This is a genomic window from Spiractinospora alimapuensis, from assembly GCF_018437505.1.
Lineage (GTDB): Bacteria > Actinomycetota > Actinomycetes > Streptosporangiales > Streptosporangiaceae > Spiractinospora > Spiractinospora alimapuensis.
On record NZ_CP072467.1, the window covers coordinates 1880418 to 1893261 of the forward strand.

At 68.7% G+C, this 12844-nt stretch carries 16 protein-coding genes; 8 read left to right on the plus strand and 8 right to left on the minus strand.

Annotation, left to right across the window (positions count from 1 at the left end):
- Positions 1-73: 73 nt before the first annotated feature.
- Both J4H86_RS08585 and J4H86_RS08590 read left to right on the plus strand, forming a co-directional pair.
- Positions 74-649: a hypothetical protein gene (locus tag J4H86_RS08585; RefSeq protein ID WP_236542972.1), complete on the plus strand. Its 576-nt coding sequence runs from the start codon at positions 74-76 to the stop codon at positions 647-649.
- A 100-nt stretch (positions 650-749) separates the two neighbouring features.
- Positions 750-1175: an SgcJ/EcaC family oxidoreductase gene (locus J4H86_RS08590; protein ID WP_236542973.1), complete on the plus strand. Its 426-nt coding sequence runs from the start codon at positions 750-752 to the stop codon at positions 1173-1175.
- 49 nt (positions 1176-1224) lie between these two features.
- On the opposite strand, the gene J4H86_RS08595 is transcribed toward J4H86_RS08590, so the two are convergent.
- A complete protein-coding gene (locus tag J4H86_RS08595; RefSeq protein WP_236542974.1) occupies positions 1225-2211 on the minus strand; it encodes a pirin family protein in 987 nt (328 codons plus the stop codon).
- Positions 2212-2376: 165 nt separating this feature from the next.
- On the opposite strand from J4H86_RS08595, the gene J4H86_RS08600 reads away from it, so the two are divergent.
- Positions 2377-2964 carry a glutaredoxin domain-containing protein gene (locus tag J4H86_RS08600; protein WP_236542975.1) on the plus strand — a complete coding sequence of 196 codons (588 nt, stop codon included), beginning with the start codon at positions 2377-2379 and terminating at the stop codon, positions 2962-2964.
- Positions 2965-3042: 78 nt separating this feature from the next.
- Here the strand turns inward: J4H86_RS08600 and J4H86_RS08605 are convergent, their stop codons facing one another.
- A complete protein-coding gene (locus J4H86_RS08605) occupies positions 3043-3510 on the minus strand; it encodes a GNAT family N-acetyltransferase (protein ID WP_236542976.1) in 468 nt (155 codons plus the stop codon).
- Positions 3511-3615: 105 nt separating this feature from the next.
- Here J4H86_RS08605 and J4H86_RS08610 point away from each other — a divergent pair, with 105 nt between their 5' ends.
- Positions 3616-4215 (plus strand): hypothetical protein, encoded by a 600-nt coding sequence (locus tag J4H86_RS08610; RefSeq protein WP_236542977.1) that lies wholly within the window; start codon positions 3616-3618, stop codon positions 4213-4215.
- 15 nt (positions 4216-4230) lie between these two features.
- On the opposite strand, the gene J4H86_RS08615 is transcribed toward J4H86_RS08610, so the two are convergent.
- Together J4H86_RS08615 and J4H86_RS08620 are read right to left on the minus strand one after the other, a co-directional pair.
- Positions 4231-4695 (minus strand): GNAT family N-acetyltransferase, encoded by a 465-nt coding sequence (locus J4H86_RS08615; protein WP_236542978.1) that lies wholly within the window; start codon positions 4693-4695, stop codon positions 4231-4233.
- A gap of 49 nt (positions 4696-4744) precedes the next feature.
- Positions 4745-5179, minus strand: coding sequence for an SAM-dependent methyltransferase (locus J4H86_RS08620; protein WP_236542979.1), 435 nt, complete (start codon positions 5177-5179; stop codon positions 4745-4747).
- Positions 5180-5366: 187 nt separating this feature from the next.
- On the opposite strand from J4H86_RS08620, the gene J4H86_RS08625 reads away from it, so the two are divergent.
- On the plus strand, positions 5367-6269 hold the full coding sequence (locus tag J4H86_RS08625; RefSeq protein ID WP_236542980.1) for an NAD(P)-dependent oxidoreductase: 903 nt from the start codon (positions 5367-5369) through the stop codon (positions 6267-6269).
- Here J4H86_RS08625 and J4H86_RS08630 read toward each other — a convergent pair.
- A complete protein-coding gene (locus J4H86_RS08630; protein WP_236542981.1) occupies positions 6226-6828 on the minus strand; it encodes a TetR/AcrR family transcriptional regulator in 603 nt (200 codons plus the stop codon). The genes J4H86_RS08625 and J4H86_RS08630 overlap by 44 nt on opposite strands.
- Before the next feature lie 52 nt (positions 6829-6880).
- Between J4H86_RS08630 and J4H86_RS08635 the strand changes: the two genes are divergently transcribed.
- Together J4H86_RS08635 and J4H86_RS08640 are read left to right on the plus strand one after the other, a co-directional pair.
- Positions 6881-7375 carry an HXXEE domain-containing protein gene (locus J4H86_RS08635; RefSeq protein ID WP_236542982.1) on the plus strand — a complete coding sequence of 165 codons (495 nt, stop codon included), beginning with the start codon at positions 6881-6883 and terminating at the stop codon, positions 7373-7375.
- A gap of 180 nt (positions 7376-7555) precedes the next feature.
- Entirely contained in the window at positions 7556-8365 is an 810-nt protein-coding gene (locus J4H86_RS08640) for an MBL fold metallo-hydrolase (protein ID WP_236542983.1), read from the plus strand.
- Between the two features lie 58 nt (positions 8366-8423).
- On the opposite strand, the gene J4H86_RS08645 is transcribed toward J4H86_RS08640, so the two are convergent.
- From J4H86_RS08645 to J4H86_RS08655, 3 genes are all read right to left on the minus strand, one after another.
- Positions 8424-10088 (minus strand): SulP family inorganic anion transporter, encoded by a 1665-nt coding sequence (locus J4H86_RS08645; RefSeq protein WP_236542984.1) that lies wholly within the window; start codon positions 10086-10088, stop codon positions 8424-8426.
- Positions 10088-10447 (minus strand): ArsR/SmtB family transcription factor, encoded by a 360-nt coding sequence (locus J4H86_RS08650; protein ID WP_236542985.1) that lies wholly within the window; start codon positions 10445-10447, stop codon positions 10088-10090. Before J4H86_RS08650 ends, J4H86_RS08645 begins: the two co-directional genes overlap by 1 nt.
- 200 nt (positions 10448-10647) lie before the next feature.
- Positions 10648-11892 carry an MFS transporter gene (locus J4H86_RS08655; RefSeq protein ID WP_236542986.1) on the minus strand — a complete coding sequence of 415 codons (1245 nt, stop codon included), beginning with the start codon at positions 11890-11892 and terminating at the stop codon, positions 10648-10650.
- A gap of 102 nt (positions 11893-11994) precedes the next feature.
- Between J4H86_RS08655 and J4H86_RS08660 the strand changes: the two genes are divergently transcribed.
- Positions 11995-12594: a TetR/AcrR family transcriptional regulator gene (locus tag J4H86_RS08660; RefSeq protein WP_236542987.1), complete on the plus strand. Its 600-nt coding sequence runs from the start codon at positions 11995-11997 to the stop codon at positions 12592-12594.
- Positions 12595-12844: the final 250 nt, after the last annotated feature.

The window sequence follows — 12844 nt, forward strand, 5'->3', positions numbered from 1 at the left end:
CGGCTCGTACTTGACGAAACCTTATTCATTAGAGTTGACTAACGTCAATATGAGCCACCCCGGGAGGAAGACCATGACGACGCGGCTCACGGAATCACACCGCGCGGCCCCCGCTCCCGGACGAGAGATCGGGTCTCTGATCAGTGCCGGGTTCGGGCTCACCTTCGTGTGGATCAACTCGGGCGAACTACCGTCGACCGCGCGGATCCCACTGCTCGTCGCCGCAGTCGCCGCTGCCGTCGCCATCGTGATGCTCAGCCTCCGCGACTATCGGCGACGGACCCTGGCCACCACGCCCCCCGAGGCCGGCGCGGTGTTCGGGTGGAAGTACTGGGCGATCGTCGGCGTGGAGGTCGCCGCGCTGATGGCGGGCAGCCAGATCCTCAGCCGGCTCGGCTACCCGGAGCTCGGCGTCGCCTGGGTGGCTTTCGTCGTCGGTACGCACTTCTTCCCGCTCGGGATCATCTTCCGGCTCCGTGTCTTCCATCTCCTGGGAGCCGTCATCACCGGTTTGGGCCTCGCCGGATTCGTGGTCCGCATGCTGGGACACGTGGATCCGATCGCGGTGGTCAGCGGTGTGCTCAGCGGGATCGCGCTACTCGGCTTCGGCCTGTGTGCGTTCCTGTCGTCCTCCACAGAGAAGGAGTGAGCGGGCGGAGATCGGGCGGTCGACCATCCGGGGGCCCAGTTCGGGCTCGGACTGGGCGTCCTAAGGTGAGGGCGATCGCACGTCACGGAAGGACGCACCGATGGACACCGCACCCGATCGGGAAGCCGACATCGTGGAGCTGGACGAGCTGCTTCGGCGGCAGATCACGGCGTGGGCGAAGGACGGTGCCGCGTTCGCGGCGACCTTCACCGAGGACGCCGACTTCATCGCGGTCGATGGCAGTCACCTGCGCGGTCGCGCCGAAATCACCGAGAGCCTGCGGGAGGGATTCGAGGGATTCATGGCGAACACCCGCATGTCCGCACCCCGTTCCCGTACCGTCCGCTTCCCCACTCCGGACATGGCCGTGATGATCACGAGTGGAGTCTGCATCCTCCAGCCCGGTGAAGAGGAGTGCCGGCCCGAAACACTGTCGATCCAGACGCGCACCGCGCTACGACTCGCCGACGGCTGGCGGTTCACCACATTCCACAACAGCAGAATGTGGAATTCCCACACGCCCTGACTGGTCAGGCTCCGCGTCCCGTCCCTCTGACGGCGCCGCTCCCGTCGCCCTATCCGCCCGTGCCGCTCGCCCTGCGGCGTGGGCGGATCGTGCCGTTGGGCAGCGGTGGCGCCGGTAGCCGGTCGCCGGGGTATCCGGTGACTTCACCGAAACGCTCCGACTCCTTCTGCCAGTCCTCGCGCGCCCGCACGATGTCGTCGTGCTCGCGACCGACGAAGTTCCACCACATCACGATCTCCTCCTCGAAAGGGGTTCCTCCGAGCAGGAGGAGTCGGGTGGGGCGGTCGGACTCGTTGACCAGGGTGAGGGTGTCGTGTCCGGGGGCGACATAGCCGAGTTCCCCCGGGCGCAGCACCGTGTCCCCGAGGCGGAGGTCCCCTTCGTCGACGAGCGCCCCATGCTCGAAAGCGGCGTCCACCGGCAGGTGGGAAGCCGTGTGCGGGGCGAGGACGAGCTCGGCGCCGAGCAACGGCGTGAAGGTGCGGATCGGGGAGGTCTCCCCGGCGATCGACCCCAGGAACACCCGCATCTCCGCCCCGTCCAGTCGGACCGACTGGGGCACGTAGTGCTGGAAGTCGCGCCGCGCGTCCCGGCTGTCCTGTGGCAGCGCCACCCAGAGCTGGGCGCCGTGCAACGTGGTGGTCCGCTCCGTGGAAACCTCCGAGTGGCAGATGCCGTGCCCACCGGTCATCAGGTTGAGCTCACCCGGTCGCACGAACGCGTGGCTGCCCACGCTGTCTCGATGCTCGATCTCACCACTGAACAGCCAGGACACCGTCTGCAGCCCGGTGTGTGGGTGCGGTGGAACCCGCATCCCACCCGTTTCGGCCACGTTGTCCGGCCCGTAGTGGTCGGCGAAGCACCACGCACCGATCAGGCTCCGCGCCCGCTGCGGAAGCGTCCGTCGAACCCGCATCGCCCGTGGCCCGCCCAGGGGCACGTCCCGGGGTGTCAGCACCTCCACCAGCGGACCGTCGGCGTCACTCGCCATGGCCACACAGCGAATCTCCTCGGGCCTGGCCTCATTGTTACTCACGTCGTTCCCCCCGGCCAGCGGTCGCGGATCCAGTGCTCTTCGATGGTGGGCCTCGGTCACACCGTCCCCGGATCATAGGCGACGGGCCCGGTCGAACGTGCCCGCACGCGTCGGGTGTAGACGTCGCGCACCGCGCCCCCGCCTGGTGGCCGGGGCAGACGGAGCGTGGAACGCGACGGAACGCGGCTGGCCGGAACGGTCTCCCCGCACACCGATGTCCCGGGTACGACCTGGGTCGTGCGACCGGCCCGCATCGGTTCCAGGTTCCCTCTCTCCATCGCCCGGCACGTGGCGGGCCGTTCGCGGATCCTCTACGTTGATCTCGTGGAGCGCTTCGAACGAGTCGCCTGGATCCCCGTCGGCCTCGGGGGCCTGTTGATGGGTGGACTACTGTTCGCCGAGTCGGTCGCCGCCGCGGGGGCTGTCACGGGTGCGCTGCTCCTGTTGGCGTGGTGGATGGCTCCCTGGCGGGGTGGTCGCGGCGTCCGGCACGACGACATCGCGGCGCTGCCGGCCGAGCGGAGACGGGTGATCGCCTACTGGCGTCCCGGGTGCGCGTACTGCACCCGCCTGCGACGGGCCCTCGGCACGCGGGGAACCGCCGTCACCTGGATCAACATCTGGCAGGACCAGGCGGCCGAGGACTTCGTCCGTAGTGTCAACGACGGCAACGCGACCGTTCCCACCGTCGTCATCGGTGGCGGAGCCCTGACGAACCCGGACCCGCGAACCGTGCTCCGACACCTGTCCTAGCCGCACGCGAACGTCACTGCCCGGTCTGACCGAAGGGTCCCCGGCCCGCCCCCTCCTCCACATAGGGAACCCCGATCGCTACAGTTCCCGCACGTAGCACAGCATTCGGTAGTCGGTCCCGGGCTCGACGTTCAGGAATCCGTGACGTTCGTAGAACCGCCTCGCCCCCGCGTCGACCTCGTCGACGTTGATGTGCATCTCGCCGCCGCCCCGCTCCTGGACCTCGGTGACGGCGCGACGGAGCAGGGCGGAGCCGATCCCCCCGTCCCGCAGGGGTGGGCGCACGTAGAGTTCGTCGAGGACGGCGAGAGGGCCGTCGCAGTACACGGTGGGACGGAGCGTCACGACGGCGTATCCGGTCGGCTCGGCTAGGGGGCCGGCGAACAGGACGAAGGCCGCGGGGTCGGCGAGCAGGGCCCGGAACCGCGCGAGCAGGACGTCGAACGATGGGCTCGGGGTGTCGAACTCGTCCGCGAAGTCGATCTGGAGCTGTGTCGCGATGGTGGCCTCGTGCACGCCGGCCAGGCTGATCTCGGGATCTCCCATTGATCCAGTGTGGGCGATCTTGATCAATCTCGCTGGGATCCCTCGTGAACGTGGCGTGGGACCCGCCGGCCCAGGACGTGCCATGACCGAACTAGGGTTGCGCCTGTGCTCGATCCCAACTGGGTTTTCCTCGGCGCGGCTCTCGGCCTAGTCGGTAGCCTCCGCTACGCGTGGGCGACGTTGCGGGGGCACGCGCGACCCAACCGGGTCACGTGGTTTCTCTGGGCGGCGGCTCCGTTGATCGGTTTCCTCGCCCAGCTCGACGACGGCATCGGCCCACCCGCGATCCTGACCCTCGGCGCGGGTGTGGGCCCCCTCGTGGTCTTGGCGGCGTCCTTTCTCAGCCGACACGGCGCCGTCGCCGTGACCGGGTTCGACCTCGCCTGCGGTGCGATCGCCGCCGCCGCGCTCGTGGTGTGGCTGGGGCTGGGCAGCGCGCCGTTAGGAGTGCTGTTCGCGGTCGGCGCCGACGCGGCCGGCGCGATACCGACGGTGCGCAAGGCCTGGCGAGATCCCCACTCCGAGAACGCGCTGTTCTTCGTCTTCATCGCCGCCGGAGCGGGCCTGACCCTGCTGACCATCACCGAGTGGGAGCCGGCCGCGTGGGCCTTCGCCGCCTACATGCTGACGCTCAGCCTCCTGCTGACGACCGCCATCGTCCTCCGTCGCCGGACCCGTGTGGTCGGAACGACGGAACTGGCCTAGGCACCGGGGCCGGCCTCACAGGTCCCGACGGAACACGACGCGGTCCAGTCCGGGGCCGTCGTAGTCGGGTACTGGGTCCGACACCGTGAACCCGACCGCCTCGTGGAACGCGATGGAGCGGGTGTTCAACGGCGAGGTGACCGCCTTCGCCTTCGTACGCCCGGCGGCGCGCGCCACGGTGAAGAACCTGTCGTAGAGGTCCCTGGCGAGCCCCGTCCGGCGCGCCTCGGGAGCCACCCCGGTGAAGTGGATGTAGGCGCAGTCCGGATCCGCGGGTGAGAGGAACCCGATGACGAAGCCGACGATCCGCCCGTCGTCGGTCTCCGCGACGAGACTGGTGTCATGGAAGTGGTCGAGGAACAACCGACTCACGTTGACGGACACGGGGCGTCCCCACCAGTCGTCCACGACGGCGATGATGGGCTCGAAGTCGTTGGGGCGCGCGGCGCGCACCGTGGGCTTCCCGGTGGGTCCAGTCATGGTCGGCGACACTAACAGCCCCCGTGCACGGCGGCCACGGCGCGGTCCTTCACCACCCCCGCCCCAGGGGGACCTCCCGCAGCGGGTCGCCGCCGTCGATGAGAAGGCGACCCCCGGGAACGAGCGCCCCCGCGATCCGGGGCAGCGCCAACGCGCCGGCCGTGGGGTGACGTCCGTCGAGGGCACCGACGCGGACCGCGAAAGCGAGGTCGTAGGGGGCTTCGTCAGGCAGGAGCTCGAACTCGGTGACGTCCACCTGTCGGATGCTCAGGAGTCCCGCTTCGATCTCCGGGGCGGCGTTGCGCCGAGTCTGTGCGACACCCTGCGCGGACCGGTCGATGACCAGGATGTGGCCGGGCGCGATCCGACGGGCCACCTCCCGCGCCGCCGCCCCGGGTGCCCCGCCGACCTCCAGCACCCGAAGCCCGGGACGCAGCGGAAGCGCGTCGACAACGGCGGCCAGCCGTGCCGAGAGTCGTGTCATGGCCGCCTCCCCCACTCTCACTGTTTCACTTTCACCGACGCCCCGATGGCGTTGCCCTCACAGCGCTCCATCAGCAGCGCGCACCCAACGGTTAGTACCCCAGAGAAAGGTCGGTACTTCCGCGCGTCGAAGATCTCGCCCACCATGAACGCGCGTCTTCAATCACCAGAGAAGGGATGGCGCACCCATGCGTTCCAGCGCCTCTGCGGTAACAGTGATCGGCTTGGGGCCGATGGGGCAGGCGATCACTCGACGCCTCCTGGACGGGGAGTATCGGGTCACGCTGTGGAACCGGAGTCCGCGTCGCGCTGACCCGTTCGTCGCCGACGGCGCGGTCCTCGCGGCGACGCCGGCCGAGGCGCTGGCGGCCAGTGAGCTGGTCATCCTGAGCTTGACCGACTATCGGGCGATGTATGACATCCTCGCGGGGTCGGAGAGCTCTCTCGACGGTCGCGCTGTCGTGAACCTGAGCTCGGACACGCCCGACCGCACTCGCGAGGCGGCTCGCTGGGCGACGCACCACGGGGCTACGTTCCTGACCGGTGGGGTGATGGCGAGCGCGCCCACGGTCGGGACCGACGAGGCCTTTGTCTACTACAGCGGGCCGCGTCACGTCCTGGATCAGCACCGCGTCGCGCTGGCACGGATCGGAACTCCGCGCTATCTCGGTGCGGACCCCGGTCTCGCCCAGCTCATGTACCAGGCACATCTCGACGTGTTCCTGTCCACCATCGCGGCGCTCACACACGCCACGGCATTGATGGGCACCGCTGGTTTCTCCGCCACCGACGCGCTCGCGGAGCTGGTCGAGACGGTTCGAGGGGTTCCCTTCGTGTTCGGCGACGGGACCGGATCGCCGGGTGCCATGTTCGATTCCGGAGAGCACCCGGGCGACCTGAGCACCGTGACCATGATGGCGGCCTCCGCCGATCACGTCCTCGCCGCGAGCGAGTCCGCCGGAATCGACACCGTGCTCCCGAAGGCGATCCATACGCACTACCGGAACACGATCGCCGACGGATTCGGCGCCGACAACTGGACGAGGATCATCGACCGGATCCGCTCTCCCGGGGGCGTAGGACGTCAGTGATGGCGCTGGACAGTTGTGCGGCCTCGTGGCCGGACATGGGTGCGCCGGACACGAGCCACCGGTAGACGAGAGGGCCGATCAGGAGGTCCCGGACGAGGGCAGGAGAGAGGTCGGCCCGCACCGAGCCGGAGCGGGTGCCCGCTTCGACCATGTCCATGATCGCGCCCAGTCGGGGGGCGAGATAGCGCTCCCGCAGCATCGAGGCGAGCGTGGGATTGGCCGCGCTCGCGGCGAGGACCGCGACCGTGGCCCCGCCCATGGCCGAGGTTCCGAGGTCGTCGATGGTGCGGCGAACCGTGCGGGTGATCTCGGTCAGCGTGGCGCCGTCCGTGTCCGGGACGATGATGGGCACCGAGGCGTCGAGCGCGTCCACCACGAGGGCCTCCTTGCTGGCGGCACGCCGATACACCGTGGGTCTGCTCACGCCGGCCCGGCCTGCCACACCCTCGATGGTGAGCCCCGCGAACCCGACCTCCACGAGGATCTCCAGAGTCGCGGCGACGATCGCGTCGTTGGTGCGTTCGAGCCGGGGTCTTCCACGCGGCCGTTCACCTGTCATCGCTTGACCTCCCGCTCCCCCAAAGGACCGACTTCGCGCCTATTATGTTTACATGACGACACGTAAATCAAATCTGCCGTGGACCGTGACCTGGGGCCTGTTGGCGGCGTGGGTGGTGCACGACGTGGAGGAACTCGCCACGATGGCGCGGTTCACCCAGCGGGACGACGTCCCTCTCCCCGAACTCGACCAGGCGCACGTAAACACGGCCATTGGCCTGATGGCAGGGGTGGTCACCGCGGCGTCGGCGGCCGGAGCCCGGACCGGCGGAAGATCGCCGTTCTTCCAGACCGTGCTCGTGGGTTTCGGCCTGCACTCCCTGACGCACGTCGCCCAAGCGGTGGCGCTGCGACGCTACACCCCGGGGCTGGTGACCGCTCCCCTCGTGGTCGCCCCCTACTCCTACTGGGCGTGGCGCCAGCTACGGAAACGGAACCTTCCCACCCGAACGAGCGCGGCGTCGTTCGCCTGGTTCCCCGTGGTGGCCGGCGGCGTCCACCTCGCCGCGGCCGCGATCACCAAGGCACGCGAGCGCCGGGACACGTGACCGCCTCACGGTTGGGTGACCCCGGCCGACACCCGCCCGGTTGGTTCGGGCGGGGCCGGGCGCGGCACGGCGGATCGGGGAACAAAACAGTGGACCGTCCACCGGGACACGGTGGATGCTGGCGAGACCCGTGTCGCCGGTTCCCGCCAGGATGGACCGGCCGGACGAGAGGAACACGGCATGGTGATCTGTCAGACCTGCGGCGTCGAGCACTCCACCCCTGTCGAGGTGTGCGCGATCTGCGCGGACGAACGGCAGTGGGTACCCGCGACCGGACAGCACTGGGCCACCCTGGAGACGCTCACGACGGCGGGGCACCGCGTCGAGGTGGCGGAGCTGGAGCCGAACCTGTTCGGCGTCACGGTCGCTCCGAAGATCGGCATCGGCCAACAGGGCCTGCTGGTCCGCACCCCCGACGGCAACCTGCTGTGGGACGTCGTGGGATACGTGGACGACCACGCGGTGGCACAGATCCGAGAACTCGGCGGGATCAGCGCGATCGCGGCGAGCCACCCACACATGTTCGGCACCCAGGTCGAGTGGAGCCGGGCGTTCGGTGGGGTACCGGTCTACGTCGCCGCAGCCGACATGGGGTGGGTGGCCCGCCCGGACCCCGTGATCCGGCCCTGGTCCGGGGCGTTCGAGGTGTTGCCTGGCGTCACGATGGTGCAGGTAGGAGGACACTTCCCTGGCAGCGGCGTGGTGCACTGGAGTGAGGGTGCCGACGGCGCGGGAGTGCTGCTGGCCTCGGACTCGATCCAGGCCAACCCGGACCGCTCCTCAGTGACGTTCATGCGCAGCTATCCCAACCGGATCCCGCTGTCCCCCGGTGTGGTGGATCGGATCCTGCGCACCATCGACGCCTACGCCTACGGTCGGCTCTACGACAACCTCGCCAAGACGATCGACGGCGACGCCAAGACCATCGTTGACCAATCAGGCCAGCGCTACATCAGGTGGACGCGCGGCGACTTCGACCACCTGACCTGAACCAACTCGGGGGCTCGGCCCCGGTCCCTCCGCGATCCCCGCTTCCGTGCGCTCCGAGTCACACCCCGACCGTCGCCGCCGCGTCCCGTTCGCGCGCCGTGTGCGAACGGGCGTGGGCGACCGCGGCCGGGAGGTCGGTGAACAGGTGGTTCTGGTGACGCAGGGCGTCCAGGGTTCCCACCCGGTGAAGCAACGCGGCGTGGCCGTCCCGCACTCCCTTGATCAGGACGGTCACACCGCGGGCCTCACAGCGTTGGACGATCTCGGCCAGGGCGCGTGCTCCGGTCGCGTCGAGAAGTTGGACCCGCGACATCCGCAGGATCACCACCGAGACACTGTCCACGTCGGTGACCACTTCCTGGATCCGGTCCGCCGGCGCGAAGAACAACGGGCCGTCCAGACGCAGCAACGCGATGCGGTCGTCGTCGGGTCGCGGCGCGCCCGGGAGTTCCTCGCGTTCGACCGTGCTCGACCGGGCCAGCCCGCGCAGCGCGAACACGCCGGCGACGAGCAGCCCGATCATCACGGCGATGATGAGGTCCACCGAGACGGTGATGATGGCGGTGACGACGAAGGCGGTCGCGTCGGCACGAGTGGAGCGCAGGATGGACCACGCCGTACGGAGATCGATCATGCGGATCGCGGTCACCATCAACACGCCGGAGAGGGCGGCGAGGGGGATATGGCCGACCGGGCCGGCGACGGCCATCACGATGACGAGAAGGATCACCGCGTGGCTCGCGGCGGCCAACCGTGTCCGGGCCCCCGACCGCACGCCCACCGCCGTGCGGGCGATCGCACCGGTCGCGGGCATTCCGCCGAACAGGCCCGCGGCGACGGACGCCATTCCCTGGCCCACGAGCTCCCGGTCAGGGTCGTAACGGCCGGTGTCAGCCATGGACGCGGCCACCCGTGCCGAGAGCAGTGACTCGATACCGGCGAGGGCCGCGACGGTGACCGCGGGCAAGAGCAGGCTGATCAGCACGGCCTGGTCGAAGAGCGGGAGATGGGGCGCGGGCAGTTCGCCGGGGAGCTCCCCGATCACGGCGAGCGGGGTGGGGAGAACAAGGGCCAGCCCACTGACGATGGCGATCCCGAGCAGGGAGCCGGGGATGGCACGGTGGAGCCGGGGCAGCAGCACCATGCAGGCCGCGACGATGACGACGGCTCCCAGGGCCCACACCAGGTAGCGGCGGTCCGCGTCGGCGAGTGACCGCGCGGCCGTGACGACGACGTTGGTGTGGCCGGCGCCGTTATCCTCCGCTCCGCTCAGGGCGGGCACCTGCTGCAGGAAGATGATCACGCCGATCCCGAGGGTGAAGCCCTCGATCACCGGCCACGGAATGAACGAAACCGAGCGTCCCAGCCGGAGCACCCCGGCCAGGAGCACGATCGCGCCCGCGAGGACGGACACGAGGGCGACCGCCGCGACGCCGTGGGTGGCCACGATCGGGGCCAACACCACGACCATTGCGCCGGTGGGGCCCGAGACCTGCACGTTGGAGCCACCGAACACGGCAGCGACGACACCGGCGACGATCGCCGTGATCAGGCCGGCCTCGGCGCCCGCGCCGGAGGAGATACCGAAGCCGAGCGCCAGTGGGAGCGCGACGATGGCGACGGTCAGGCCGGCGAGCAGGTCGGACCGCCAGGTGCGGCGCAATCCGTGGTAGTCGCGGCGCCGCGGGAGGAGATGGAGGAGCTGCGAGGGGATCCGCTTCATCAGTCGGCGAGCTCCGGCAGGCCGGACACGTCGGAGAGACGTTCGCCGTCGCTGGCCACCATGCGCACCAGCAGGTGGCGCGCCGCTACCAGGAAGTCGGCGACCTCCGGCCAGGCGAGCCGGTAGTAGACGTGACTTCCCCGGCGTTCGGAGACCACCAGGCGGTGACGCCGTAGCACGGAGAGGTGCTGCGACAGGTGGGACGCCTCGAGCCCGGTGTCGGCCAGTAGCTCGGACACGGTGTGATCCTCACCGTCGGCGAGGATCTCCAGCACCCGCACCCGGAACGGGTGGGACAGACCCTTGAACAGTCCCGCTTTCACCTCGTACAGCGGGCGCTCGCTGTGACTGAATGGCATGATGAAATCATCATATCGCCGAGGCCTCGGTGCCTCCTCCCCTGGGTTCACCACCAGCCGTCCCACGCCACAGCCCCTGACCTCCGAATCACCGACTACATCGAGACCCGCGTTTCCCTACCTCCACGAGACATGAGCTTCGACACCACACCCCCTGGCCGTTGGGGCGAACCCGTAGGCGGAGAACACTTGGGGCGACTTCACCGTGAGGTGGACGGCATCCTCATCGGCGTCTCCCCCGGCGGCCGCTCCCGTAGGGATGCCCCGGTGGTCAGGGCCATGGTCAAGAGGACCGCACCGGCGCCCACCGCGACCCAGAAACCGAAGCTGGCACCGTGAAGGTCGACGAGAGGACCGGCGATGGCCGGCCCGAGAGCGACCCCCAATCCGAGTCCGGCGGTGGACCAGGTGAGGGCTTCCGTGAGGGAACGTGAGGGCACGTTCTTCTCGATGAGTTGGGCGGCCATGATCATCGTCGGCGCGAAGAACAGTCCGGCTACAAAGACCGTGGCGGACAACACGGCGATGTCACCGACAATGAGCAGCGGAATCGTCGCCAACGCCGTTGCGGACATGCCCACGCGCAGCAGCCCACCGATGGGGCGGGTCAGCGTCCGGCTGCCGAAGACGAAGCCCGAGAGGCAGGAGCCCACTGCGTAGACGGAGAGGACAACACTGGCGAGCGCGACGTTGCCCTGATGCTCAGCGAAGGCAACCGAGACGACGTCGACCGTTCCGATGATGACTCCCAACGCGACCATGACTACGACGACGGTGCGCACGGTTCGGTCCGTCAAAGTACTGAGCACGCCGGTCGCACGCCGCGTGAGGAGTGACTCCGACTTCGACACGGCGACAGGAGGCTCCGTTCCGCGTTGTGTCACCAGCCACAGGGCACCAAGAAGTAGGAGGAGCCCCGCCAGGATCGGCCCAGCCTGGGGGAAGAGCATCACGCTGAGGCCGATCGAGACTGGCGGCCCCACGATGAAGCACACCTCGTCCACGACGGTCTCCCAGGAGTACGCCGTGTGAACGTCGTCGGACTCCTTGAGGAGATAGCTCCACCGCGACCGCACCAGCGCCGGCGCACTGGGGGTGACTCCCGCCAACGCGGCGAACGCCAAAAGCAGACTCTCGTGGCCGCCCAGCGCGGAGGATGTTAACAGCGCTAGCAGTCCCAGCGAGCTGACCACGGCGACCGGCAGGACGACGCGACGCTGACCATAGCGGTCGACCAACCGGGCTACCTGCGGCGTCACTAACGCAGTGACGAGCGCGTAGACCCCGGCGACCGTTCCAGCGAGGGCATAGCTCCCGTGTGTCGTCGCGATCATCGTGATCACGCCGACTCCCACCATCGAAAGGGGCATCCGCGCCAACACTCCGGCCGTTGTCATCGGCACTGTTCCCCGACGCGCGAAGAGTCGCGCGTACCGCCCCATCATGCTGTCTCCTCTGCTTGATTCATTGACATACGCGACGTATGTCAATGGGACGGTAATTCGCATACGCCGCGTATGTCAATTAGGTTTGGTGTGGGAGGTGTCATGCGACGACGCACACGGACACAGATGCTGGACGAGACACACACCCGACTGGTCGAGGCCGGTCGACGCTTCTTCGGCAGCGCTGGGTACGCCGCGACTTCCATGGATGACCTCACGGCATCCGTGGATCTGACACGGGGCGCCCTCTACCACCACTTCGGAGGCAAGAGCGGGCTTCTCTCCGCCGTCGTCACATCCGTGGACACCGAGATCGACGCCCGACTGGCGGCGATCTCGGCTGCCGAACCCGACCCCCTCACCGCCCTACGACTGCGCTGTGAGGCCTACATTCGCCTCACCCAGACGCCCGACGTCCAGCAGATCCTCTTCAACGACGCTCCCGCCGTGCTGCCCGCCGCCGTCCAAACCTCCACAGCGGCATGCGTTCATTCGATCGCCGTGTTCACCGAACAAGCCCAGGCCGCGGGCCTGGTGAACTCCGAGCCCTCAGCCCTGGCACTCGCCGTTCTCATCAACGGAGCGGCCGTGGACGCCTCTCGCTGGGTGGCCGACGCGGAGGAAGCCGACCGCACCACGCGTGAACACGACGCGATCAACGGCATACGGCTACTGATCGAATCACTGCGTCTGCCCCAGTGAGCCGACGCCGCAGCGAGCCGGACGAGGCGACCCCCGTCCCCACAGCGGTCGGCCCGTGTCAACGGGTCACGATTTTTTCGGGACTCACGAATTGCGCTCGGTGTGATACGTACCGAGCAATTCCGGCGACCGGGAGAAATGCTTTCAGCGGCCCCAGACAATACATCGACCGAACAGAATTCTCATCGTATTCAGACTCGAAGAATCCACGAATCACCCTGCCCACGCATTCCACGCTCCAGCCCTCGAC